Below are 24,132 nucleotides of genomic sequence, written 5' to 3'. Positions count from 1 at the left end.
GGAGGGGGTGTACCCATGGATTATCAATTACTGCTGCTGACAATTGCTGTGTCCTTTATCCTTGCGGTCATTGCCGCTCCGCTCTTCATTCCGCTGCTGCGGAGAATGAAATTCGGACAGCAGGTTCGTGATGACGGACCTCAAACCCATTTGAAAAAAGCCGGAACACCCACTATGGGCGGCATCATCATCATGGTGGCGTTCACTTTATCCTTTCTTAAATTTTCGGTAGTGAATTCCGATTTCTATGTCCTGCTGGTAGCTACGCTGGGCTACGGGTTGATCGGTTTCCTTGACGACTATATCAAAATTGCCTTCAAGCGCTCCCTGGGGCTGACACCCCGCCAGAAATTGCTGGGCCAGCTGCTGGTCGGAGCCGTGATGTGCGGACTGCTGATCAACGCCGGGCACAATACGGGCATCAGCATCCCCGGCACCTCTGTCAGCTTTGACTGGGGCGGCTGGTTTTACTATCCGTTCATTATCATCATGATGATGGCTGTAACGAATGCGGTTAATTTTACCGATGGTGTAGACGGGCTGCTGTCGGGTGTCAGTGCGATTGCGCTGGCTGCTTTTGCCGTGGTGGCTATGCAGGCTACCTCGATTGCGGCAGGTGTCTGTGCGGCGGCGATGATCGGGGCGGTGCTGGGCTTCCTGGTCTTTAATGCCCATCCGGCGAAGGTGTTTATGGGCGATTTCGGCTCTTTCGGCATTGGCGGCGCCATCGGCGCTATTGCGATTGTAACCAAAAGCGAGCTGCTGTTTGTTGTCATCGGCGGAGTCTTCGTCATCGAGATGCTGTCTGTCGTGCTGCAGGTCGCCTCGTTCAAAACACGCGGCAAGCGCATCTTCCGCATGAGTCCGATTCATCACCACTTTGAGCTTGGCGGCTGGTCGGAATGGCGGGTAGTGGTCTCCTTCTGGGCGGTGAGCATGGTGCTGGCTGCAGCAGGACTAATTTTGAGCAAGGGGTTGTAAAGCATGAAGCATCCGGATCAGTACCGTGGCGAAGAAGTGGTCGTCCTGGGGCTTGCCAAAAGCGGCGTTCAGGTGGCCAAGGTGCTGCATGAGCGCGGCGCCATTGTGACGGTCAATGACAAAAAGGAAAGAGATCAAAGTCCCGAAGCTTCCGAACTGGAGTCTTTGGGAATTTCTGTTATATGCGGAAGCCATCCGGAAGGGTTGATTCATCCGGGCGTCAGCCTTGTGGTCAAGAATCCCGGCATTCCTTATTCCGTGCCTCCCATCCAAAAAGCGCTGGAGCTGGACATAGAGGTTGTGACCGAGGTGGAGGTGGCCTACCATCTGTGTGCGGCGCCGGTGATTGGCATTACCGGCTCCAACGGCAAGACGACCACCACCACCTGGGTGGGCCGAATGCTGGACGCTGCAGGAATGGGCCCTATTGTGGCCGGGAACATCGGCACACCGCTCTGCCAGGCCGCACAGGAGGCCAGAGAAGACAATTGGATGGTTGCCGAGCTAAGCAGCTTTCAGCTCAAAGGAACAAAAGCATTCCGCCCCAAGGTAGGCTGTCTGCTGAACGTGGCTGAAACCCATCTGGATTATCATGGGGGGATGGAGGATTACGTAGCCTCCAAGGCTAAGCTGTTCGCCAACCAGGGGCCAAGCGACACTGCGGTGCTGAACTGGGATGACCCGGTCTGCCGGGAACTGGTGCCTTATATCAAGGCGGGTATTCTGCCTTTTTCCATGACCGAGGAGCTGGTTCAGGGGATCTTTGTCCGTCCGTCCTTTATTCCGGATACGGAAGATGACCTGAAGCGGATGATCATCTATCGCGATTATTCAGAGACTGAGACGGAAATTGCCGCCGTGGATGCCATCGGCCTGCCGGGCCGCTTCAACGTGGAGAACGCGCTGGCTGCCTGCGGGATTGCCATCGCCGCGGGTGCAGATCCTGCCGGCCTGGCCGGGGCGCTGGCTTCCTTCCGGGGAGTGGAGCACCGGCTGGAATATGTGGCGGATAAAGCGGGAGCCGCTTATTACAACAATTCCAAAGCTACGAATTCCAAGGCAACCGCCATGGCGCTGGCCTCCTTCCGGCAGCCGGTTGTCCTGATTGCCGGCGGACTGGACCGCGGCTCGGACTATATGGAGCTGCTGCCCGTCCTTGGCGGCGTCAAGGCGCTTGTGGCGCTGGGGCAGACAAGGGACAAGCTGGCAGCCGCCGCGGGGCTGGCAGGAGTAAAGAGGATCATCTCCGTCGATAATGGGGAGAGCGCCGCCGCCGTGCTGCAAGAGGCTGTGCGGGAGGCTTCCGCTCTGGCGGAAGCGGGAGACATCGTTCTCCTGTCTCCCGCCTGCGCCAGCTGGGATATGTTTACATCCTATGAGGAGCGCGGGCGTATTTTTAAAGAGGCGGTGCATAACCTTTAAGTAGGGGGGTGGATAAGCCCCTACTACGGATGCAAGAGGTGTGCTCCTGATGAACAAATCCCGTCATGCGCCCGATATCTGGATACTGATGGCTATTCTGTCCCTGCTGGCAATCGGCATGGTGATGGTGTACAGTGCAGGGTCCGTATTGGGCTTCCGCAATTATGGCGATTCGTTTTATTTTGTCAAAAGGCAGCTGCTGTTCGCGGGACTGGGGCTGGGTGCAATGTTCGTTACCGCGAACACCGATTATCCGGTGCTGAAGAAATTTGCCAGACCGGCGCTGATCGTCTGCTTCATTCTGCTCGTCATAGTGCTGATCCCCGGCATCGGCGTTGTGCGCGGCGGAGCCCGCAGCTGGCTTGGCATCAGCTCCTTCGGCATTCAGCCCTCTGAATTCATGAAGATGGGGATGATCCTTTTTCTTGCAGGCTGGCTGGGAAAGGATGATTATGATATCTCCAGCTTCGCGCGGGGCCTGCTTCCCCCGCTGGCGCTGATTAGCGCCGCCTTTGCCCTGATTATGCTGCAGCCGGACCTCGGGACTGGCACCGTTATGTTCGGCGCCGCGCTGATGATGCTTTTTACAGCGGGGGCCCGGATGAAGCATCTGCTCTCCCTGGGGGCGCTTGGCGTGGCGGGCTTTGCCGCCCTGGTTGCCGCTGCTCCCTACCGCCTGCAGCGGATCACGGCGTTCCTGGACCCCTGGTCCGATCCGCTGGGAGCCGGCTACCAGATCATCCAGTCGCTGTATGCGATTGGTCCCGGCGGGCTTGGCGGGCTGGGGCTGGGCATGAGCCGGCAAAAGTACAGCTACGTGCCGGAGCCGCAGACCGATTTTATTTTTTCCATATTGGCCGAGGAGCTTGGGTTCATCGGGGGACTTATTGTGCTGGTCCTGTTTCTGATTCTGATCTGGCGGGGCATGAAGGTGGCGATGAGTCTGCCGGACCGGTTTGGCAGCTATTTGGCGGTTGGCATTGTCTGTATGGTAGCCGTTCAGGTAATCATCAACATCGGCGTTGTCATCGGCCTGATGCCTGTTACAGGCATCACGCTTCCGCTGATCAGCTATGGTGGCTCATCGCTGACCCTGATGCTCACTGCACTCGGCATTTTACTCAACCTATCCCGTTATGCGAGGTGAAAGACATGCGTATCGTACTAAGCGGCGGCGGCACAGGCGGGCATATCTATCCCGCCGTCGCCGTCGCCAGGCAGCTGGAAGCGGAAGAAGAAGGCTCGGCCTTTTTGTATATTGGAGGGAAGCGGGGGCTGGAGAGCAAGCTGGTCCCCCAAGAGAATCTTCCCTTCCGATCCATCGATATCACGGGCTTCCGCCGCAAGCTTTCCATGGACAATGTGAAGACTGTAATGCGTTTTCTGAAGGGGGTAAGAGCCTCCAAGGCGATGCTCAGGGAATTCAAGCCGGATGTCGTGATCGGCACAGGCGGCTACGTATGCGGACCGGTCGTCTATGCGGCCTCCAGGCTGGGTATTCCCACGCTCATTCATGAGCAGAACGCGATTCCGGGGCTGACGAACCGTTTCCTCAGCCGCTATGCCGATACGGTTGCTGTGAGCTTTGAAGGCACGGAATCGGCTTTTCCAGGCGGCAAGAATGTAATCTATACCGGCAATCCCAGAGCTACCACTGTAACAACCGCCAATCCCCAGCGCGGCTTCGCATCACTCGGCATTCCCGAGGGCAGCACGGTTGTGCTTATAGTTGGAGGCAGCGGCGGAGCCAGAGCCATTAATAATGCAATGATTGAGATGGCCCCGTTTGTGGGTAAGGGTAATGGTGTTCACTATGTATACGTGACCGGCGAGTCCTATTTCGAAGAAACCCGCAAAGCTCTGCGCGAGAAGCTGGGAAGTGAGCCGAGCTGGCTGCATCTTCTCCCTTATGTTCACAATATGCCTGAGGTGCTGGCTTGTACCTCTCTTATCGTGAACCGGGCGGGCGCTTCATTTCTTGCTGAAATTACAGCACTTGGCATACCCTCCGTTCTCATTCCATCCCCTAACGTGACGAACAATCATCAGGAAGCGAATGCAAGGCAATTGGAACGCGAAGGTGCGGCAGTTGTGCTGCTTGAGAAGGATTTGAACGGCCGGGCCCTGCTGGAGGCAGTGCAGAAGATTATCGGTGCGGAGCCTCTGCGCAGGCAGATGTCGGAGGCCGCCCGGCGTCTTGGCAAAAGGGATTCCGCGGCGCTGGTCGTGAGCGAGCTGCGCAGGCTGGCGGCCAAGCGAAAGGCTTAAGGAAAAAAAGGTTTCCGCAGACTGGAAGCTATTTCCTGTTATCGGTCTTCACTGTCACACACCCGAGGCCACGAACATAGGATAATCCTATAATCGTGACAATCACCCAGAGCACTTCCGGTCCTTGAAAATGCGGGCCGGTTAAGCTTTCCCTGACCGTTCATTGATCCTTGTACGGGAAGTGCCCAGTGGTGGGTGAGCGGTAATCTCGGAGGTGATACATTGGACAAATTGGTGATTGAGGGTGGAAATCCCCTGTCAGGCACCATACGTATCCATGGAGCAAAAAATGCGGCACTGCCGATTCTGGCGGCTAGCCTGCTGGCCGAAGGAGTTCACTCACTGCATAATGTGCCAAAGCTGCTGGACATCGAGACCATGCTTAGCATTCTGGAACGGCTTGGGTGCAGATGCGCTCATGAAGACGAGACAGTAACGATTGATACCTCGCCCTTGGGCACTTCCCATGTTCCAGAGGATCTGATGCGGCAGATGAGATCCTCCATTTTTTTGATGGGGCCGCTGTTATCCAGATTTGGCGAGGTAACGATTTATCAGCCGGGAGGCTGTGCGATCGGCGAACGCAAGATTGATCTTCACCTCCGGGGACTGGGGCAGCTCGGTGCGGAGATTGAGGAGAACAACGGAAGGATTTCCTGCCGGGCCGACAAGCTGACGGGAAGTGATATTCATCTGGATTATCCGAGTGTGGGGGCAACGGAGAATATTATGATGGCCGCGGTCATGGCGGAAGGCGCTACAACGATATCAGGTGCGGCGAGAGAGCCGGAAATTCAGGATTTACAGAATTATCTGAACCAAATGGGCGCCCAGATCATCGGGGCGGGTACCGATACGATTACGATTCAAGGTGTGAAGAAGCTGTATCCCTGCAGCTATGAGGTAATTCCGGACCGGATTGTAGCCGGTACAGTGATGATCGCTGCGGCTGCAACACGGGGCAATGTGACGTTGACCCATACCAATGCCGGGCACTTAACCTCGCTTATTCATGTGCTGAGACGGGCTGGTGTTCAAATTACAGTTTGCAATGATATAATTAATATTAGTTGTATGGGGCGCCCCCGCGCGGTTGAGAGAATAGTAACGTCCCCCTACCCTTCCTTTCCTACGGATCTGCAGTCCCAGGTTATGGTGCTGCTGTCGCTGGCCGACGGATTCAGCGTCATTAAAGAGACTGTATTTGAAGGGCGCTTCAAGCATGTGGAGGAGATGGCCCGCATGGGCGCTGATATCTCCATCGACCTGAACCGCGCATTCATCCGCGGCGTGCAAAGGTTATACGGGGCAACGGTCGAAGCAACCGATCTGCGGGCCGGGGCCGCCCTGGTGATTGCCGGACTCGCAGCTCAAGGAACCACGGTGGTTGAGCAGGCGCACCATATTGACCGCGGATATGATGGAATTGAGAAGCTGTTCCAGAAGCTTGGAGCGCACATCAGCCGCAAAGTACCTGTGCCGGGTCCGTTTGATTTGGCCAATTAAAGCTCCCTGTCTCCTTCGGCTTCCTGCGAGGGAAGGAGACAGGGCCTTATTACGGAGATATGAGAATGCCTAAAACCCGTGTACCTCTGCTTAAAGAGGACAAGCCAAGTAAAAAAATGAGCCGGAAGGTCACATTTATCCTGCTGCTGCTGTTCATTGCGCTGCTGGCTGTGATTTTTTTCCGTTCGTCGCTCAGCCGCATTACAGAAATCCAGTTTCAGGGCAACAAGTACACCGCCCAGGATGAGCTGATGTCTCAGAGCGGGCTTTCCATTGGGGGACAGTTCTTTGCCGTCTCCAAGGCATCTGTGGAGGCTTCGCTGAAGGAGCTTATGACCATCCAGGAGGCGGAAGTGGTTAAAAGCTTTCCGGGTGTAGTCACCATAAGCATTAAGGAATACCCTGCAGTCGCCTATGAATTGGACGAGGGAGGCATACTCGAAGCCATTCTGTCCAGCGGCGCTGCTGTAGCGGTGAACGAGACCGGAATTGCGGTGGAGAAGCCCATTCTGACCAATTGGGATGCCGGGGACCCGTACAAGGCCAAGCTATGCCAGGCGCTTGCCAGTATTCCCAATGAGCTGACCAGTGACATTTCCGAAATTGTACCTTCGCCGACCTTGTCCTTTCCGGACCGGATTAAGCTGTACACACGTTCGCATTTTGAAGTCATTACGGCGATTTCGCTGCTCAAGGACAAGGTGGAATATCTGAATCAGGTCATCGAGACCGAGGAGCCCGGACTGATCAAAATGCTGGAAGCCGATTCATATGTTCCATTTCAGCCTGCACAAGGAGCAAATGAGGACAAAGAGGGCACACAAGAGTAAATAGTCCCTACTAATAGGGCGGAAAAAATGCTACAATCGGATTTACGGGTAATAAGCTGCATCCCTCTTTTTTCTCCGGATTTTTTGAACTGAAGCCGTAAATATGGATGGTATTTCTTTATTACACTTATTTTTACTTGAAAGTCTTCTTGATTTACAGATTTTAGGAAGCATCTATGTTTATGCGGAATGCTTGTTATATTATTCCATTCAAAAAATTTGTAGAAAAAAGAGGGAAAGGATTAGGTATGTTGAATATGTACAGAGAAGTTTCCCGGGACCGGGAGCAAGCTGTTTTGCTGGCTTCACCATCTATTTTGATCATAACAGGAGGTGCCATAGGGCTTGAGCAACAATGACATCATTGTTAGTTTGGACATCGGTACATCCAAAGTTCGGGCAATAATTGGGGAAGTTACCAATGGAACCTTTAATATTATTGGCGTTGGATCTGCTGATTCAGAAGGAATACGCAAGGGTGCGATCGTAGATATCGACCAGACCGTGCAATCTATCAAGAGCGCTGTAGAACATGCAGAGCAGATGGTTGGCATCCAAATCTCCGAGGTCTATGTCGGCATCTCCGGCAATCATATCGGCCTGCAGTCCAGTCATGGCGTTGTTGCCGTTCAGAATGAGGACCGCGAAATCGGCGAGGATGACATTGACCGGGTAATCAAGGCTGCTGAGGTCATCGCACTGCCTCCTGAACGCGAAGTGATTGACGTTGTCGCCAAACAATATATTGTAGACGGTCTTGAAGGTATCCAGGATCCTCGCGGAATGATTGGTGTTCGTCTGGAGGTTGAAGCGACGATCATTACCGGAGCCAAGACGCCAATACATAATCTGCTTCGCTGTGTGGAGAAATCAGGGCTGAAAGTTAAAGATCTTGTGCTGATGTCTCTTGGAGCCGGTGGATTGGCGCTTTCCAAAGATGAGAAATCAATGGGCGCTGTGCTGGTAGACATCGGTGCAGGTTCAACGACGATAGCCGTATATGAAGAGGGTTCCCTTTGTGCAACCTCCACGATCCCGATCGGCGGAGAATTTGTAACCAATGATATTGCCTACGGACTTCGTACGCTTACCGATCAGGCGGAGAAGGTCAAGCTGAAATATGGCTGTGCCTGGATAGACGATGCCGCTTCTGACGTAGTGTTCAAGGTTTTGCGTATCGGCAGCAATGTGGAAAAAGAGTTCAACCAGGAAGATCTGGCGGCGATTATCGAGCCGAGAGTGCAGGAGATTTTTCATCTGATTCGTCAGGAAGTGAAACGGCTTGGTTACACTGAGCTTCCCGGAGGTTATATATTAACGGGTGGGACAGTATCCATGCCCGGTGTATTGAAGGCAGCCCAGACTGAGCTGGCAGCCTCTGTGCGCATAGCGGTGCCTGATTATATCGGTGTCCGGGATCCCGGCTTCACCGGCGGTGTGGGGATCCTGCACAATGTTGTCCGCAGCTACCGCGGACGCGGCGGCGGCGGCAGCGGCAACAAGAAGACGGTCAGCCGAAACAAGCAGAACGCCGTACCAAGCCCGGATGCCGCGAAAAAGCCCGGTTTGGTGGAACGACTAAAGAATATGTTCAGCGAGTTCATATAAGTGTAAGTCCAGATATACTTGGACCGGCCATCCAAGCACTATTCTAGGGGGAGATGGAACAATATGTTGGAATTTGATTTTGAAATGGAGAGCTTGGCGCAAATAAAAGTCATCGGCGTAGGCGGCGGCGGAAGCAATGCTGTCAACCGGATGATTGAAAATGGCGTTCAGGGTGTTGAATTCATCACGGTTAATACAGATGCCCAAGCGCTGCATATGGCCAAATCGGAGCATAAACTGCAAATCGGGGACAAGCTTACCCGGGGACTCGGCGCCGGCGCCAATCCGGAGGTGGGCAAGAAAGCGGCCGAAGAATCCCGCGATCTGATTTCCAATACGCTTAAAGGCGCGGATATGGTATTTGTAACCGCAGGCATGGGCGGGGGAACCGGTACAGGCGCAGCGCCTGTAATTGCTGAAATCGCCAGAGAATGCGGAGCGCTGACCGTCGGAGTTGTGACGCGTCCGTTTACTTTTGAAGGAAGAAAACGCTCCAATCAAGCCGAGCTCGGAATTGAAGCCTTGAAAGAAAAGGTAGATACCCTTATCGTCATCCCGAATGACCGCTTGCTTGAAATTGTGGATAAGAAAACACCGATGCTGGAGGCCTTCCGCGAAGCGGATAATGTGCTCCGGCAAGCTGTGCAGGGCATCTCCGATCTGATCGCTGTTCCGGGTCTGATCAACCTTGACTTTGCCGATGTGAAGACCATTATGACTGAACGCGGCTCCGCCCTGATGGGCATCGGAATTGCCACCGGCGAGAACCGTGCCTCGGAAGCGGCCCGCAAAGCAATTATGAGCCCTCTGCTGGAAACATCCATTGAAGGTGCGCGCGGCGTAATTATGAACATCACGGGCGGCTCCAACCTCTCCCTGTATGAAGTCAACGAAGCGGCTGAGATCGTTACCTCCGCTTCCGATCCTGAAGTGAACATGATCTTCGGGGCAATCATTGAGGAGAGCATGAAGGATGAAATTAAAGTTACGGTGATCGCCACCGGCTTTGAGCATAAGCCATCCCCTATTGCTCCTAACCGCCGCCCGGCAGCAAGCAGTGAGCCTGCGGCCGACAAGGCCAACCTTCGTCCTTTTGGCAACCAGACGACCTCTTCTGACCAGTTGGACATCCCGACCTTCCTGCGCAACCGCACACGCGGCAACAACGATTAGTCTGCAGGCCGCATACACGTTTACGGAAGCACCGTATCCCCATAGCTATATGCTATGGCCGGGTACGGTGTTTTTTTGTTTTTATGCTGTTATAATACGGATAACGGGAGTGAATATTATGGAATTGCTGGACCCCCGGGTGGATTTTGTGTTTAAGCGGATTTTTGCAAGCGAGAACAACAAGGATGTGCTGCTGGCTTTTTTGAACCGTATTTTTATGGATGCCGGGGATTCGCCTCTGGATGAAGTGGTCCTGCTGAACCCTTATACGGACAAGGATGATCCGCTGGATAAGCAGTCGATTTTCGATATTTGGGCGAAGACTGTGGATGGAAAGCTGATTAATATTGAAATGCAGCTGTTTAATAAATATGATATGGAGAAGCGGACCTTATATTATTGGAGCAAGCGATACTCCGGACAGCTGCAGACCGGCGGCAGATACACAGAACTCAAAAAATGCGTAACCATCAATATTTTAAATTATAAAGTGCTGCCGAATGAACATACTCACAGCGTCTTTCATCTGCGGGAAGATATTAGCGGCGCACGCCTTACGGATGACATCGAAATTCATTTTCTGGAACTGCCTAAGCTGAATCAGCCTGCTGTTCCCGGCGAAGGCGGTTTGGTCAATTGGCTGCTTTTCTTGAAAGGGAGCGACAATTCGGATTGGGAGGTACTGCGGATGAACGAACCGGCCTTGAGAAAGGCGATGGAAACGCTGGAATTTTTAAGCCAGGATTCTGAAGCCCGGCGTAAATACGAAGACCGCCAGAAGTTTCTGCATGACGAAGCCTCGCAGCGTGACGGGGCTGAAAGGGAAGGCTTTGCTAAGGGAATCAAAGAAGGATTGAAAGAAGGGAAAAAAGAGGGGATAAAGGAGGGGGAGAGAGAAGCCAAGCTGGAGATTGCAAGGAACCTGCTGGCTATGGGACTGGACCGCTCATCCATTCAGGCAGCGACGGGGCTGACGGACGAGGAAATGAAATCTATCAATTGAGGGCATTTGCCTGTTTCAAGCCGGCCTATCCGAGGCCGGCTTTTTAGAAATATAAGAATTTATATGTTTTGGGGTCCCCGCAAAGTACCTGAGTCATCATCGAAGCCAAGGCCCCACTTTGTGGGGTTATTTAGCGTTCGGAATCTTGGATATCCAAACCAAACCGGACAGGGCAAGCTTGAAAAGTATTGCATGCCATAAACCTATAAACCGACAAAAAAACATCAGGAATGCCCCCCAAGTTTAGACAGACTTTGGAAGCGACTCTTTCTATACTAAACTTATCGTCCAAAAAGAGAGCCTGATCCTCGGACTCCGGATAGAATCCGTTTGCAGGCAGGTGAATGCACTGGTTGTTTATATTGACTTGATTTTCGCTGCCAATCTGCTGATCGACGGAATTCTTTTATGGCTGACGGGCTGGCTTGTCAAAATGAAAGTCTCCTGGTGGCGGCTCGCTCTCTCCGCGCTGGTTGGCGCACTTTATGTGGTGATGATGTTTGTGCCGGAGCTTTCCTTCCTGTACACCTTTCTTATCAAGTTCGGATTGTCGGTGTTGATGCTGTGGATCGCTTTTGGATTCAGGAGTCTGCAAAGCTATCTTCGGGCATTAGGGGCATTTTATATCATTAATTTTGCGGCAGCGGGCGGCATTGTCGGGATTCACTATTTGCTGCAGAGCTCCGGCGACATCTGGAACGGCATTCTGTTCACCTCCTCCGGAGGCCAAGCCTACCGGCTGAAAATCGGCTTTTGGTTCGTGCTTGCGATGCTTCCGGGGGTTCTGCTGCTCTTCAAGCTGATCCATGCCTCCAGAGCCAGGAGGGAGCAGCTGGAGACGTACATCGGTGAAGTATGTGTAGATATTGATGGAGTACTGGTCTCTTGTCCGGGTCTGCTGGACACAGGCAACCGTCTGAACGATCCGTTGACCCGGATTCCGGTGATGGTCATGGAGGCATCGCTGTGGGAGGAGCATTTGCCGGCCTCCTGGAAAGGAAGGCTGACCCGGATGGGCGCCGACAAGCTTTTGCTGGAAGCGGACGGGCAGTCTTTTGCCTGGCAGGACCGGCTGCGGCTTGTACCCTATAGGGGAATCAACCGCGGAGCATCGTTTATGCTCGCACTGAAGCCGGATCTGGTGACGATAAAGCTCGGGGAGGAGACCTTTGTCAGCCAAAGGGTCCTTATCGGGCTGGATGGCGGGACACTGTCGGGAGACGGCGCGTACCGGGCGGTCATACATCCTGACCTGACCCAAAGAGAATCCGCTGCGGAGGCGGCGGTGCCTTCCTGATTTTGGCTCAGCCGGCAAGCTGCTGCGTGTGTGCTCCCGGCGGCTGAAAGATAGAGGCGGAATGGCATCAGGAGAAAAATTCATCCTAGGGCTACTGTGCATTTCTTGGAGGAGGAACAATAATGTTCAAATGGAAGATTGCGTTGCAGCTGCAATATTACCGCGTGCTGTTTCTGCTGGGGCTGAAGAGCCAGGAAATCTATTATATCGGCGGGAGCGAGGCTCTGCCTCCACCCCTGACAAGAGAAGAAGAGGAGTTCCTGCTGCAGCGGCTCTCAAGCGGCGATGCGGCGGTCCGTGCCATGCTGATTGAACGCAACCTGCGGCTGGTGGTCTATATTGCCCGCAAATTTGAGAACACCGGCATCAATATCGAGGATCTGGTGTCCATCGGGGCAATTGGCCTGATCAAGGCTGTCAACACCTTTGATCCGGAGAAAAAAATCAAGCTGGCCACCTACGCCTCGCGCTGCATTGAAAATGAGATTCTGATGTATTTGCGCCGCAACAGCAAAACGCGGAGCGAGGTTTCCTTTGACGAACCGCTGAATATTGACTGGGATGGCAACGAGCTGCTGCTGTCGGATGTGCTGGGTACGGAGAATGACACCATCTACCGGAACATTGAGGAGCAGGTGGACCGCAAGCTGCTGCAGAAGGCGCTGGAGAAGCTCAGCGAGCGGGAGAGACTGATTATGGAGCTGCGTTTCGGGCTGCGCGGCGGGGAAGAAAAAACGCAAAAGGATGTGGCTGATCTGCTGGGAATCTCCCAATCCTACATTTCGCGCCTGGAAAAAAGAATTATCAAGCGGCTGCGCAAAGAGTTCAACAAGATGGTGTAAGCTTTAAAAAGCCAAGGAATAAAATGCCGGGCCGGGGAGATAATGTACAGTAATGTTTCTCCTTGGGAGGTAAATCATCATGACCCGAAATAAAGTCGAGATTTGCGGTGTGGACACCGCCAAGCTGCCCGTTCTGACGAACGTGGAAATGCGGGAGCTGTTCACTTCGCTGCAGCAGCAGGGCGAGCGATCCGCCAGAGAGAAATTGGTTAACGGTAACCTTAGACTCGTTCTTAGCGTTATTCAAAGGTTCAACAATCGGGGAGAGTTCGTTGACGATCTGTTCCAGGTTGGCTGTATCGGCCTGATGAAAGCCATCGATAATTTTGACCTATCGCAAAATGTGAAGTTCTCCACCTATGCCGTGCCGATGATCATCGGTGAAATCCGCAGGTACTTACGCGACAATAACCCGATCCGGGTATCGCGCTCCCTGCGTGACATTGCCTACAAGGCCTTGCAGGTGCGGGACAGCTTGACGAATCAGAATTCACGGGAGCCGACGATCTTCGAAATCTCCGAGGCGCTCGGCGTTCCCAAAGAAGATGTGGTGTTTGCCCTCGATGCCATTCAGGACCCGGTTTCCCTGTTTGAGCCGATCTATCATGACGGCGGAGATCCGATATACGTGATGGACCAGATCAGCGATGACAAAAATAAGGATGTGACGTGGATCGAGGAAATTGCGCTCCGTGAAGCGATGCAGCGGCTGGGGCAGCGGGAGAAGCGTATTCTGTCCATGCGGTTTTTTGAAGGAAAAACCCAAATGGAGGTTGCGGATGAGATTGGCATTTCGCAGGCCCAGGTCTCCCGGCTTGAGAAGTCGGCCATTCAGCAGATGCAGAAGCATGTAAAGTCTTAAACACAAATAGCGGGATTGCGACAAGGGTGTTCCGGAAGCTGCCGAAGGGCGGCTGCCCGGACATCCTTTTTTTAAAAGAGAATTTATCCTGAATTTCGAAAGTAAGTATCCACAAATCATCTAAAAAGCTCTACACGAAGGGATTTCTTGCTAAAAACAGCTTGCACCTGGGTGAAGGAAAAGGGGGGGTATCCCTTGTCCGATCTGGATTGGTTCAATTCACTTTCGAAATTCAGGTTTATATGTTTTGGAGTCCCCGCAAAGTACCTGAGTCATCATCGAAGCTAAGGCCCCGCTACCCTGGAAATAACTTTACGGATGAGGATAATTGCTTAAAGGCCGCAAGAAATTAAACGCAACAAAATCTACCCCCCATTTCCATCCTCTGTGGTGCCGCGGCAGCGGCAACGATGGCTTTGTGGGGTTATTTTGAAAGAGAATTTATAGGTTTCAGGCTATAAATTAGCCTTATCTTTCCCGCTGAAACGGATACCGTCCTTATAAGGACGGCGAAGCCGTTTCCACTTGCGCAGGATATACGCAGGCTTTTGGAGTGGACGGCTCCGCGAACGGAGCATTGTCCGGGTCGCTGTGCTCTCCAGATTTTTTTTCATTCCCCTTAGGAGCAGCGAGGAAATTGGTATCCGCTTTTGTTGACAAAATCTCCACGGTTTTGGGAGTTTGTCAACAATGTAGCGGTACTTTATTTTGTCGCAGTCTCTTAGCGGTGAAAATCCGGAGACCCAGGCGGCCGCTGCCGCTGTTCCGCGGGTCTGTCCGTCCGCTCCGCTGTTTAAGCGGGAGGCGGTTCTGTCATCTTTAAAAAACACAATAAAGAAACTTAATGTATATGAATGGAACCGGCTTATATGAAATGAACCGGCGAACCTGAACAAGCTGATGGAACGCATAGGAGGAGATTCATAGGGGACTGAAGCGAAGTGGAAAAAGTAACACTAATGGGCTGGAATCCTGGCTTTAACGGGTTTTAGTGGGATTTTGTACACTTCATGGAGGCCCGCTCCCCCCATATGGCTGATTTCAGCCGGATTAGTTGTACTTTTTCCCACTAGGGATGATCCAGTCTCCGAATGCGGTGGATTAGTTATCCTTTTTACCACTAAAACGGCTGCCCTTTGGATGAATGGTTCAAGTACATCTTAATGTAGGCGTATTCCTCTGTAAGGGGGAGAAACGGATGGATGAGGTATCCTTTTTTCCACTAACGCTTGCGGAAAAGGGGCCGGGGGAATATGAGGTGACCGTTTCCGCCTGGCTCCCCGCCTGGCTTCAGCAGCCAGCCTTACACCTGAAATGCAAACGGCTGCGCTGCCCGGTCAAGGACGGCGAAGCCGTTTCTGCTTGCTGCAAGGTCTATATCCTCACTTACAGCTTGGAGTGCCGCAATAAATTAATCATGGCATGTTGCCAAGCCCGGATAACATATATTGGACTATACGTCTGAATGTACAGGGGTGGCGAGGTGAACGACGATTCTATAGGCGGCAGCAAAAAAATGAAAATCTCCGATTTTCAGACGAAGGATGTGATCAATATTGTCGACGGGAAGCGCCTGGGGCAGATCAGTGATCTGGAGCTGGATCTTCGCCGCGGCGTGATTGATGCCATCATTATCCCGGGGTATACACGCTTCATGGGCCTTTTCGGAGGAGGTACGGATTTGATTATTCCCTGGCGGAATATTGTGAAGATCGGTGCCGATGTCGTACTGGTCAAGATGGAGGAAATCCGGATGCCGCAAAATCAGGAAGAACGGGAAACCATGTATCTGGAGCGGGGAGACCGCAGTGAACGGCGCACTTATTGACAGAGTGCGTCTTTTTTTTGAAAATAAGTATTATAGGGTTCAGGCGAGCAAGCAGGCTTATGTTTCTACTTAATTTGGGGATGTATCAAGTACAGGGCTGTGCTGAACGCGGAGCAGGCACCGCCTTGTGGGGGCATCTTGTGGTACACTTAGGCGGAGGTGAAGATATGGAGCCGTTTATGCAAAAAAGCGGGATGCCGATGCTGCTTCATCTGGAGCCATGGCTTGCGGAGCATGCAGAAATTACGGCAGGGTTCACGGGCAGGCGGGGGGGCTTTGGCAAGGCGCCTTATGACAGCTTTAACTGTGCCTTTCATGTTGGGGATAAGCCCGAGGATGTTCTCGCGAACCGTACATTGCTTGCCGGGAGCCTCGGGTTTACAATACAGGACTGGACCTGCGGAGAGCAAACCCATGGAAAAGATATAGCAGTCGTGAAGGCAGAAGACCGCGGCCGGGGGAGTTTGGACAGGGCGTCGGCCTTTCAGGCAACGGATGGTTTGCTTACCAGCGTGCCGGGTGTGCTTTTGACCTCATTTTATGCCGATTGCGTTCCCCTCTACTTCTATGACCCGCTGGTAAAAGCGGTGGGACTCGCGCATGCGGGCTGGAAAGGGACCGTGGCGGAGATTGCCGCCGCAATGGTTGCCCGTATGGAGAGCGCCTATGGCAGCCGCCCCCGGGATATTCTTGCCGGAATAGGGCCATCCACCGGTGACTGCTGCTATGAAGTGGACGACTATGTGATGAATCATATCCACCGGCTTGAAGGGGAACTGGAGCCGGCGCCCCCCCGCGGAGGCGTACCGGACTTATATAGAATGTCGGAAGCGGATCACCGGAAAAGCATGCTGAACTTGAAAGAAATGAATCGACGCATTATGATTAAAGCAGGAATATTGCCGACTCATATCGAATGTACATCATGGTGTACAAGCTGTAATCAGGATCTGTTCTTTTCGTACCGGAAGGAAAATGGAGTTACAGGAAGAATGACGAGCTGGATCGGAATAAAGGAGAGCTGAACGTTGACACTGCAGGAAAGAATAGCCGGGGTAAAGGAACGTGTAGCACGTGCCTGTGCGGCAAGCGGCCGGGATGCGGCGGATGTCAAGGTTATCGCAGTGACCAAATATGTGTCTCTGGAAACGGTATCCGCTGTGCTGGATGCAGGACTTGAGGATATCGCCGAGAGCCGCTGGCAGGATGCTGAACCAAAGTGGAATGCCCTGGGACATAAGGGGACCTGGCATTTCATCGGGCATTTGCAGACCAATAAGGTGAAGGATGTTATTGGCAAATTTCAATATATACACTCGCTTGACCGTTTGTCGCTGGCACGGGAGCTGCACAAAAAGGCCGATGCCGCAGGACTTGCCGTAAATGTTTTTCTTCAGGTGAACATTTCGGGAGAGGATACAAAGTTCGGTCTTGCGCCCGGGGCGGTGCCGGAATTTCTGCGTGAAATCGCCGGTCTGCACCGTATCAAGGTCATCGGACTGATGACCATGGCCCCTTACGAGGCGGAGCCGGAGCAGACCCGCCCGGTGTTCCGGGGGCTCCGGGAGCTGAGGGATGAGCTGAACCTGCTGGCCTTGACGCCTGAGCCTATCCGGGAGCTGTCGATGGGAATGTCGAATGATTTTGAAGTGGCGATAGAGGAAGGAGCCACCCAGGTTCGCCTGGGTACGGTATTAGTAGGTCATGAGGAGGGAGCTTGATGGGCGTGATGAACCGGTTTATGAGTTTTTTGGGCTTGCAGGAGGAAGAGGAAGTTGTGGAGCGGGAGCAAATTTCCCGCGATGAAGACGAATACGAGCCTGCCCCTGTGGAAACCCGCAAAAATCAGCGGGCAAACGTCGTCAGTATCCATTCGCAAAAAAATGTGAAGGTCGTGCTGTATGAGCCCCGCTCTTATGAAGAAGCCCAGGAAATCGCCGACCATCTCCGATCCCACCGCACCGTAGTCATCAATCTGCAGCGCGTCCGGAATGATCAGGCGATGCGCATCATTGATTTTCTCAGCGGAACCGTTTATGCCCTGGGCGGAGGAATCTCCAAGATTGGGGGCAATATATTCATGTGCACGCCGGATACCGTTGAAATTCAAGGCTCCATTTCGGAAATTCTGGGTGACGATCAAGACTACAACAGAATGAGGTGAATGGGCTTTGTCCCAAATACTACTAATTATTGATATTCTATACAACATTTACTTTGTGATGATCATTTTCTACGTCCTTATGTCCTGGTTGCCGAATGTGCGGGACAGCTTCATCGGAGAATTGCTTGGAAAGCTGGTGGAGCCCTACCTGACGCCATTCCGGCGCATTATTCCGGCACTGTTCGGGACGATAGATATCTCCCCGATTATCGCGCTGTTTGTCCTGGAGTTTGCAAAGAACGGATTGCAGTATCTTGTTATATATCTGTTTTAGGCTGCTGCGATGAAGAACGGAATTTACGGACATTTTCACCCCGATGAACGGCAATTTGTGGACAAGGCCTGGGAATGGGTTACCAGTGCAGGAGAGTATCATGAGACCAGGCTGACTGAATTTTTGGACCCCCGTCAGGGCTTCATTCTGCAGACGCTTGCGAACCGTCATCCCGATGTCTCTGTAAGATGGGAAGGCGGCTCGGAGGAGGCGGAGCGGAAGCGGGCTCTGGTGGCTCCGGATTACCGTGATCTTGCGGGAGAGGATATGGAGCTTAGGGTGCTCGCCATCTCCTCGGGTGAACAGAAGTTTCTGGCATTGGAGCATGGGGATTACATGGGCGCAATCCTTGGACTGGGAATAAAAAGAGGGAAAATCGGCGATATCCATGTCCTGGAGGATGGCTGTCATGTGGTTGTATCGGCGGACATTGCCGATTATTTGGCCATGAATCTGACGGGGGTACACAGAATCAGCGTCAGTACGGAGATTTTGCCGTTAGCCGCTCTGCGCAGCAGCAGTGTGAAGCTGGAGACGCTGGAGATTACGGTTGCCTCGCTGCGGCTTGACGGCATTGCTGCGGATGTGACCCGTCTTAGCCGGAGCAAGATTCTTGCCCCCATCAAAGCCGGACGCGTCCGCGTCAACTGGAAGGTGGAGGAAGATCCATCCTGCGGGCTTAAGGATGGGGATATGGTCTCCATTCAGGGTTTTGGCCGCTTTAAGGTTCTGGAGATCGGCAGTCTGACCAAAAAAGGCCGTTACCGGGTGCAGGTCGGCAAATTTGTCTGAAACTCATGCAGGAATCCGGCGCTGCCTGTCGAATTTGAATATCTCTATAGGGAACCAGACATTTTAAAAGCTGGACGCCGATACTTGTAGAAGAGGCGGACCTTGAAGCGGCAGCCGGATGCAATTCCGCAATCCGCGTATACTTGAACTATGAGTATCAGGTATATAGGTATCGTACTGTGACTGATCTTATAGTTTGCAGAAAAGGAAGCCGCCTCTTTTCAGAGGACGGAGCAGCCGTTTCTATACAATACAGTCTTTCTTCTTGGGTCTGCGGGACAGATTAGGGTTCAGGGGCACAAGAGGTCCGAAATTTCTAGGAGGTGCACAGCATGCCATTAACACCGCTCGATATACATAACAAGGAGTTCTCCCGGAGAATCCGCGGTTATGATGAAGACGAGGTCAACGAATTTCTGGATCAGGTGATCAAGGATTATGAGAGCGTCATCCGTGAGAACAAAGAGCTGCACAATCAGCTTTTGTCCTTGCAGGAGCGGCTTGATCATTTTGTCAATATTGAAGAAAGCCTGTCCAAAACGATCATCGTTGCCCAGGAAGCCGCAGATGATGTGAAGAACAACTCCAAGAAGGAATCGCAGCTGATTATCAAGGAAGCGGAAAAAAACGCCGACCGGATCATCAACGAAGCGTTGTCCAAATCCCGTAAGGTTGCGATCGAGACGGAAGAGCTGCGCAAGCAGGCCTCAATCTACCGCACCCGTTTCCGTACACTGCTGGAAGCGCAGCTGGAGCTGCTGTCCACGGATGACTGGAATGCCCTGGAGAGCCGTGAAGTGAGTGAGAACGCGCTCTGATTAATAAGAATAGATAGCCTGGCTCAGGCTATCCCATTCATAATCTGTTGCGGAGCGCCGCTGTCTCAGGATTGACATTTCAGCTCAAAACGTCTATAATTAGAACATATCTTTTAAATGTTCATATCTATTCGATGACGGGACAAGTACGATAAGGTAACGTTCTCCAGAGAGTCGGTGATTGCTGCGAGCCGATTGTTCATGCCTTGCTCGGAAAATCTTCCCCTAGAAGCTAAGCTGAAGCGTTCAGGCGCGTGTGTAGGCTTATGCCGTCGGCCGGACGTTATCCCGGACCCGCGTGTCAGCTATTTGCGCGGAACTGAGATTGTGCTGAATACACTCCCCCTAAGGATGTGCGTGAGGCGCAGAATTAGGGTGGTATCGCGAGCGTCGTCTCGCCCCTTTGGGGGCGGGGCGACGCTTTTGATTTTGCATCCCCCTAAATCCCCCTTCTAAGGGGGACCCCAAGGGCTGGCCGCCCTCTGGACACCCGCAACAAGGGATTGTTCGTGGTAAAATGGGCGTCTGCGGAAGGGAAAGGATTTGTTCGGCGGTGGAGCGGCCCTTCTTAGGCTCCCCTAACGGGTACGCCTGCGGAGCCTTAACTGCGGAAGAGCCCAAGCAAAGAGCAAGAGCAGCGGCGGGCGCGCCAACCGCCGCAAGAGGCCCCCGGCCCAGCGCTGCCCTGCGGGTTCGCGGGCCGGGTGGCCCAAGCAAGAGCAGAGCAGCGGCGGGCGCGCCAACCGCCGCAAGAGGCCCCGGCCCAGCGCTGCCCTGCGGGTTCGCGGGCCGGGTGGCCCAAGCAAGAGCAGAGCAGCGGCGGGCTGCGCCAACCGCCGCAAGAGGCCCCGGCCCAGCGCTGCCCTGCGGGTTCGCGGGCCGGGTGGCCCAAGCAAGAGCAGCGGCGGGCGCGCCAACCGCCGCAAGAGGCCCCCGGCCCAGCGCTGCCCTGCGGGTTCGCGGGCCGGGGGCTTGAGGTAGAGCGTGCCGCTTGCGGCGATAAGCGGGCATGACTGCAACAATAGATCAAAAACCGCCTCTCCTCCGTATTTAGACAACTTCCGGGTGTCCAGAGGGCGGAGCCCTTGGGGGCCTCCCTTGGCTAAGGGAGGGTTTGGGAGGGATCGGAGAGGTTTTAAGACAAAACCAGGGAAGGATTGACCCACCAAATGCAGAAAGTAGATGTCAGAGAAAAGGCGCGGGCCAGAGACGTCCGCATCTTGAAGAAATGGAGCGATGAAAATACGTTCCGCAGATCCATGGAGAACCGTGAAGGCCGCCCGAACTATGTGTTCTATGAAGGTCCGCCGACCGCAAACGGCGCGCCGCATATCGGGCATGTGCTGGGCCGGGTCATCAAGGACTTTATCGGCCGCTATCAGACAATGAAGGGCTACCGGGTAGTGCGTAAGGCAGGCTGGGATACACACGGTCTTCCGGTTGAGCTTGGCGTGCAGAAGAAGCTCGGCATCTCCGGCAAGCAGGAGATTGAAGAGTACGGCGTTGAGAAATTCATCAGGGAATGCAAGGAAAGTGTGTTCGGCTATGAGAAGCAATGGCGCGAATTTACAGAAGCCATCGGCTACTGGACTGATCTCGACAATCCGTATGTAACCCTGGACAATACGTATATTGAGAGTGAATGGAACATCCTCGCTACGGTGCATGAGAAAGGTCTGCTCTACCGCGGACACCGCGTAAGCCCGTATTGCCCGAGCTGCCAGACGACGCTGAGCTCGCATGAAGTGGCGCAGGGCTACAAGACGGTCAAAGATCTGAGCGCAACCGCCAAGTTCAGGCTGGAAGGCAGCGGTGACTATGTGCTGGCCTGGACGACCACGCCTTGGACGCTTCCGGCGCACATGGCGCTGGCGATGAACCCGGACATGGATTATGTCCGCGCCCAGCAGGAAGATGGCGTGTATGTGCTCGCTAAGAATCTTGTGGAAGAGGTGCTGAAGGGCGATTACACGATCCTGTCCGCACACAAGGGCTCGGACTTCATCGGCCAGAGCTATACTCCGCCATTCGGATATATCAAGGCCGAGAGACATAATGTGATTGTCGGCGCGTCCTTCGTTACGGATTCCAGCGGTACCGGGATCGTACACATGGCTCCGGCACACGGTGAAGATGACTATAAGAGCTGCCGCGAGAATGGCATCAGCTTTGTCAATGTGGTGGATACTTCCGGTAAATATACCGGGGTGGTTTCCGGTTTTGCCGGACGCTTTGTGAAGGATTGCGATCTGGACATCGTGAAGGTGCTCTCTGAGAAGGGACTTCTGTACAGCAAAGAGAAATACGAGCACAGCTATCCGTTCTGCTGGCGCTGCGATACTCCGCTGCTCTATTATGCAACAGACAGCTGGTTCATCAACACAACGGCGATCAAGGATCAGCTGATTGCCAATAACAACAGCGTGGACTGGTATCCCGAGCATGTGCGCGAAGGACGTTTCGGCAAGTTCCTGGATGAGCTGGTGGACTGGAATATCAGCCGCAACCGCTACTGGGGCACGCCGCTGAATGTCTGGGTCTGCCAGGACACCGGCAAGGAGTTTGCGCCGCACAGTATCGCTGAGCTGAGATCGATGGCTACCCGCGAAGTGCCTGAGGATATCGAGCTGCACAAGCCTTACGTGGACAACATCAAGCTGCGGAGCCCGTTCAGCGAAGGCGGTGTGATGGTGCGTACCTCCGAGGTGATCGACGTCTGGTTCGACAGCGGTTCGATGCCGTTTGCCCAGAGCCACTATCCGTTCGAGAATGCCGGTAAGCTGGAGGATCAATATCCGGCGGACATGATCTGTGAAGGGATCGACCAGACACGCGGCTGGTTCTACAGTCTGCTTGCCGTCTCTACTCTTTTCAAAGGCAAAGCGCCTTACAAGGCAGTCATCGCCACTGGCCACATCCTGGATGAGAACGGTCAAAAAATGTCCAAATCCAAAGGCAATGTCATCGACCCTTGGGAGATCATGAACGAATACGGCACGGATGCCTTCCGCTGGGCGATCCTCTCCGACAGCGCGCCATGGAACAACAAACGCTTCTCGCGCGGCCTGGTGGGAGAGACCAAGTCCAAGGTTGTGGATACGCTGGTCAACACCCACGCGTTCCTGACGCTGTATGCCGGCATTGACGGCTACGATCCGGCGGCGCATCCGTTCAAAGTATCCGGGCACAAGCTGGACCGCTGGATTCTGTCCCGCATGAACAGTCTGATCCTTGTGGTCGATAAGGGCCTCGCCGTCAATGATTTCGTCAATACCTCCAAAGCGGTTGAGAATTTTGTGGATGAGCTGAGCAACTGGTACATCCGCCGTTCACGCGACCGTTTCTGGGGCAGCGGGCTGGGCGAAGAGAAGCTTGACGCATACCGCACCCTGACGCATGTTCTGCTGACCACAGCTACGCTCATGGCGCCATTTACACCGATGCTGTCCGAGGATATCTTTACGAACCTGGGCGGCGGGGAAAGCGTGCACCTGGCGGATTACCCTGCGGCTGACGAGAGTCTGATCGATCTGGAGCTGGAGCAGGATATGGAGAGCGCCCGGCAGATCGTTGAACTGGCCCGGAACGTCCGCAACGAGTCGGGCATTAAGACGCGCCAGCCCCTCTCCGGGCTGATTGTTTCGATCGACCGCAGCTTCCATGTAACGGATTATGAAGAGCTCATCAAGGATGAGATCAATGTCAAGGAGATTGTGGTGGAGAACAGCGACAGCGGATTTGTTGATTTTGCCCTGAAGCTTAATCTCAAGGTAGCCGGTAAAAAATACGGTAAAAACGTCAGCTTCCTCCAAGGCTTCCTGAAAGCACTCGACAGCGAAGCTACCCGCAAAACGGTGCAGGACGGCGTCATCGCCATTGTCTCTCCGGAAGGGGAAGAGCTGCAGATCACTGCGGAGGAGCTGCTCGTGGAGAAGCAGGCCAAACCCGGTTTTGCCTCGGCATCCGGTTACGGTCTTACTGTCGCGCTGAATACCGAAATCACGCCGGAGCTGGAGCAGGAAGGCTGGGTGCGTGAGATTGTGCGCGCGGTGCAGGATTACCGCAGACGCCTGGATCTGCCGATCGAGAAAAGAATCGCACTCACTCTGAAGGTTGACGACGAGCTCAAGGCCGCAGTGACGGCGTTTGAGCATGTGCTCCGCGAGAACGTGCTTGTGACTACGGTTGATTTTGACGGTGGGCATGCCTTTGAGTCCGTGGATGCCGGCGGCAAATCGATCGGAATTCACATCGGAGCCTAGACCTGCATTACCTGTCCCCAAATGGCATATACTAGCGGCAAAGGAAAAGGTTCTTTGGATTAGCGCAAAATGACGGGCCTGGTGCTTAAAGAGAGAGCTTCTCTTTTGACCGGGCTCGTTTACTTTGTGAACCTTAAGGGACTGACGCTAGGGAAGGAGTCAATGCCATGGAGGGACGGCAAGAAGACAGGCACAGCTCCGG

General features: G+C 53.7%; 22 protein-coding genes. All 22 read left to right on the top strand.

All coding sequences use genetic code 11. The annotated features are described in order from the left end of the window. Nucleotides 1-15 precede the first annotated feature (15 nt). The 22 genes from mraY to ileS all read left to right on the top strand — a co-directional run bounded on the left by mraY (nt 16) and on the right by ileS (nt 23,930). Entirely contained in the window at nt 16-981 is a 966-nt protein-coding gene (gene mraY / locus HYD27_RS01595; protein ID WP_219210653.1) for a phospho-N-acetylmuramoyl-pentapeptide-transferase, read from the top strand. Nucleotides 982-984: 3 nt separating this feature from the next. Beyond that, entirely contained in the window at nt 985-2,403 is a 1,419-nt protein-coding gene (gene murD, locus HYD27_RS01590) for a UDP-N-acetylmuramoyl-L-alanine--D-glutamate ligase (protein WP_219210651.1), read from the top strand. A gap of 49 nt (nt 2,404-2,452) precedes the next feature. Continuing rightward, nucleotides 2,453-3,550, top strand: a complete 1,098-nt coding sequence (spoVE, locus tag HYD27_RS01585; RefSeq protein ID WP_219210643.1) for a stage V sporulation protein E — start codon at nt 2,453-2,455, stop codon at nt 3,548-3,550. 5 nt (nt 3,551-3,555) lie between these two features. Beyond that, nucleotides 3,556-4,671, top strand: coding sequence for an undecaprenyldiphospho-muramoylpentapeptide beta-N-acetylglucosaminyltransferase (murG, locus tag HYD27_RS01580; protein WP_219210641.1), 1,116 nt, complete (start codon nt 3,556-3,558; stop codon nt 4,669-4,671). A 222-nt stretch (nt 4,672-4,893) separates the two neighbouring features. Then, entirely contained in the window at nt 4,894-6,177 is a 1,284-nt protein-coding gene (murA, locus tag HYD27_RS01575; RefSeq protein ID WP_219210632.1) for a UDP-N-acetylglucosamine 1-carboxyvinyltransferase, read from the top strand. A gap of 65 nt (nt 6,178-6,242) precedes the next feature. Then, entirely contained in the window at nt 6,243-7,007 is a 765-nt protein-coding gene (locus HYD27_RS01570; RefSeq protein WP_219210629.1) for a cell division protein FtsQ/DivIB, read from the top strand. A gap of 176 nt (nt 7,008-7,183) precedes the next feature. Continuing rightward, a complete protein-coding gene (locus tag HYD27_RS01565) occupies nt 7,184-7,366 on the top strand; it encodes a hypothetical protein (RefSeq protein ID WP_219210628.1) in 183 nt (60 codons plus the stop codon). Beyond that, entirely contained in the window at nt 7,353-8,615 is a 1,263-nt protein-coding gene (ftsA, locus tag HYD27_RS01560; protein ID WP_219210626.1) for a cell division protein FtsA, read from the top strand. The genes HYD27_RS01565 and ftsA overlap by 14 nt, the downstream gene beginning before the upstream one ends. A 63-nt stretch (nt 8,616-8,678) precedes the next feature. Further along, nucleotides 8,679-9,788: a cell division protein FtsZ gene (gene ftsZ, locus HYD27_RS01555; protein ID WP_219210620.1), complete on the top strand. Its 1,110-nt coding sequence runs from the start codon at nt 8,679-8,681 to the stop codon at nt 9,786-9,788. A gap of 118 nt (nt 9,789-9,906) precedes the next feature. Next, nucleotides 9,907-10,791: an Rpn family recombination-promoting nuclease/putative transposase gene (locus HYD27_RS01550; protein ID WP_219210619.1), complete on the top strand. Its 885-nt coding sequence runs from the start codon at nt 9,907-9,909 to the stop codon at nt 10,789-10,791. A 349-nt stretch (nt 10,792-11,140) separates the two neighbouring features. Further along, a complete protein-coding gene (gene spoIIGA / locus HYD27_RS01545; protein ID WP_220101471.1) occupies nt 11,141-12,088 on the top strand; it encodes a sigma-E processing peptidase SpoIIGA in 948 nt (315 codons plus the stop codon). Nucleotides 12,089-12,210: 122 nt separating this feature from the next. After that, entirely contained in the window at nt 12,211-12,930 is a 720-nt protein-coding gene (gene sigE / locus HYD27_RS01540) for an RNA polymerase sporulation sigma factor SigE (RefSeq protein WP_220101456.1), read from the top strand. Nucleotides 12,931-13,009: 79 nt separating this feature from the next. Beyond that, complete coding sequence (gene sigG / locus HYD27_RS01535; protein ID WP_219210617.1) at nt 13,010-13,792, top strand: RNA polymerase sporulation sigma factor SigG; 783 nt, start codon at nt 13,010-13,012, stop codon at nt 13,790-13,792. A gap of 1,516 nt (nt 13,793-15,308) precedes the next feature. Continuing rightward, the gene (locus tag HYD27_RS01530; protein WP_219211101.1) at nt 15,309-15,620 is read left to right on the top strand and encodes a YlmC/YmxH family sporulation protein; all 312 of its coding nucleotides are present in this window, start codon (nt 15,309-15,311) and stop codon (nt 15,618-15,620) included. Nucleotides 15,621-15,787: 167 nt separating this feature from the next. Next, nucleotides 15,788-16,645: a peptidoglycan editing factor PgeF gene (gene pgeF / locus HYD27_RS01525; RefSeq protein ID WP_219210616.1), complete on the top strand. Its 858-nt coding sequence runs from the start codon at nt 15,788-15,790 to the stop codon at nt 16,643-16,645. Nucleotides 16,646-16,648: 3 nt separating this feature from the next. Continuing rightward, a complete protein-coding gene (locus tag HYD27_RS01520) occupies nt 16,649-17,341 on the top strand; it encodes a YggS family pyridoxal phosphate-dependent enzyme (protein ID WP_219210614.1) in 693 nt (230 codons plus the stop codon). Then, nucleotides 17,341-17,784: a cell division protein SepF gene (locus HYD27_RS01515; RefSeq protein ID WP_219210612.1), complete on the top strand. Its 444-nt coding sequence runs from the start codon at nt 17,341-17,343 to the stop codon at nt 17,782-17,784. The genes HYD27_RS01520 and HYD27_RS01515 overlap by 1 nt, the downstream gene beginning before the upstream one ends. A 7-nt stretch (nt 17,785-17,791) precedes the next feature. Next, nucleotides 17,792-18,058 carry a YggT family protein gene (locus HYD27_RS01510; RefSeq protein ID WP_219210608.1) on the top strand — a complete coding sequence of 89 codons (267 nt, stop codon included), beginning with the start codon at nt 17,792-17,794 and terminating at the stop codon, nt 18,056-18,058. A 9-nt stretch (nt 18,059-18,067) separates the two neighbouring features. Beyond that, on the top strand, nt 18,068-18,850 hold the full coding sequence (locus tag HYD27_RS01505) for a YlmH family RNA-binding protein (protein WP_219210607.1): 783 nt from the start codon (nt 18,068-18,070) through the stop codon (nt 18,848-18,850). A 332-nt stretch (nt 18,851-19,182) separates the two neighbouring features. Further along, entirely contained in the window at nt 19,183-19,668 is a 486-nt protein-coding gene (locus HYD27_RS01500) for a DivIVA domain-containing protein (RefSeq protein ID WP_219210606.1), read from the top strand. 553 nt (nt 19,669-20,221) lie between these two features. After that, nucleotides 20,222-20,644 carry a hypothetical protein gene (locus tag HYD27_RS01495; RefSeq protein WP_219210605.1) on the top strand — a complete coding sequence of 141 codons (423 nt, stop codon included), beginning with the start codon at nt 20,222-20,224 and terminating at the stop codon, nt 20,642-20,644. Between the two features lie 193 nt (nt 20,645-20,837). Continuing rightward, nucleotides 20,838-23,930: an isoleucine--tRNA ligase gene (gene ileS / locus HYD27_RS01490; RefSeq protein ID WP_219210604.1), complete on the top strand. Its 3,093-nt coding sequence runs from the start codon at nt 20,838-20,840 to the stop codon at nt 23,928-23,930. The last annotated feature ends 202 nt before the right edge of the window (nt 23,931-24,132 follow it).

The sequence above is a fragment of the Paenibacillus sp. S150 genome, from assembly GCF_019352175.1.
Taxonomy (GTDB): Bacteria; Bacillota; Bacilli; order Paenibacillales; family Paenibacillaceae; genus Paenibacillus_AQ.
The sequence above is the reverse complement of the archived record's forward strand: the minus strand, read 5'-3'. Positions and strand labels throughout refer to the sequence as shown.

Bases quoted from the DNA above. Each gene is read 5' to 3' on its own strand.
- mraY (WP_219210653.1), top strand. From the start codon at position 16: ATGGATTATCAATTACTGCTGCTGACAATTGCTGTGTCCTTTATCCTT.
- murD (WP_219210651.1), top strand. From the start codon at position 985: ATGAAGCATCCGGATCAGTACCGTGGCGAAGAAGTGGTCGTCCTGGGG.
- spoVE (WP_219210643.1), top strand. From the start codon at position 2,453: ATGAACAAATCCCGTCATGCGCCCGATATCTGGATACTGATGGCTATT.
- murG (WP_219210641.1), top strand. From the start codon at position 3,556: ATGCGTATCGTACTAAGCGGCGGCGGCACAGGCGGGCATATCTATCCC.
- HYD27_RS01570 (WP_219210629.1), top strand. From the start codon at position 6,243: ATGCCTAAAACCCGTGTACCTCTGCTTAAAGAGGACAAGCCAAGTAAA.
- HYD27_RS01565 (WP_219210628.1), top strand. From the start codon at position 7,184: ATGTTTATGCGGAATGCTTGTTATATTATTCCATTCAAAAAATTTGTA.
- ftsZ (WP_219210620.1), top strand. From the start codon at position 8,679: ATGTTGGAATTTGATTTTGAAATGGAGAGCTTGGCGCAAATAAAAGTC.
- HYD27_RS01550 (WP_219210619.1), top strand. From the start codon at position 9,907: ATGGAATTGCTGGACCCCCGGGTGGATTTTGTGTTTAAGCGGATTTTT.
- sigE (WP_220101456.1), top strand. From the start codon at position 12,211: ATGTTCAAATGGAAGATTGCGTTGCAGCTGCAATATTACCGCGTGCTG.
- sigG (WP_219210617.1), top strand. From the start codon at position 13,010: ATGACCCGAAATAAAGTCGAGATTTGCGGTGTGGACACCGCCAAGCTG.
- HYD27_RS01530 (WP_219211101.1), top strand. From the start codon at position 15,309: ATGAAAATCTCCGATTTTCAGACGAAGGATGTGATCAATATTGTCGAC.
- pgeF (WP_219210616.1), top strand. From the start codon at position 15,788: ATGGAGCCGTTTATGCAAAAAAGCGGGATGCCGATGCTGCTTCATCTG.
- HYD27_RS01515 (WP_219210612.1), top strand. From the start codon at position 17,341: ATGGGCGTGATGAACCGGTTTATGAGTTTTTTGGGCTTGCAGGAGGAA.
- HYD27_RS01505 (WP_219210607.1), top strand. From the start codon at position 18,068: ATGAAGAACGGAATTTACGGACATTTTCACCCCGATGAACGGCAATTT.
- HYD27_RS01500 (WP_219210606.1), top strand. From the start codon at position 19,183: ATGCCATTAACACCGCTCGATATACATAACAAGGAGTTCTCCCGGAGA.
- ileS (WP_219210604.1), top strand. From the start codon at position 20,838: ATGCAGAAAGTAGATGTCAGAGAAAAGGCGCGGGCCAGAGACGTCCGC.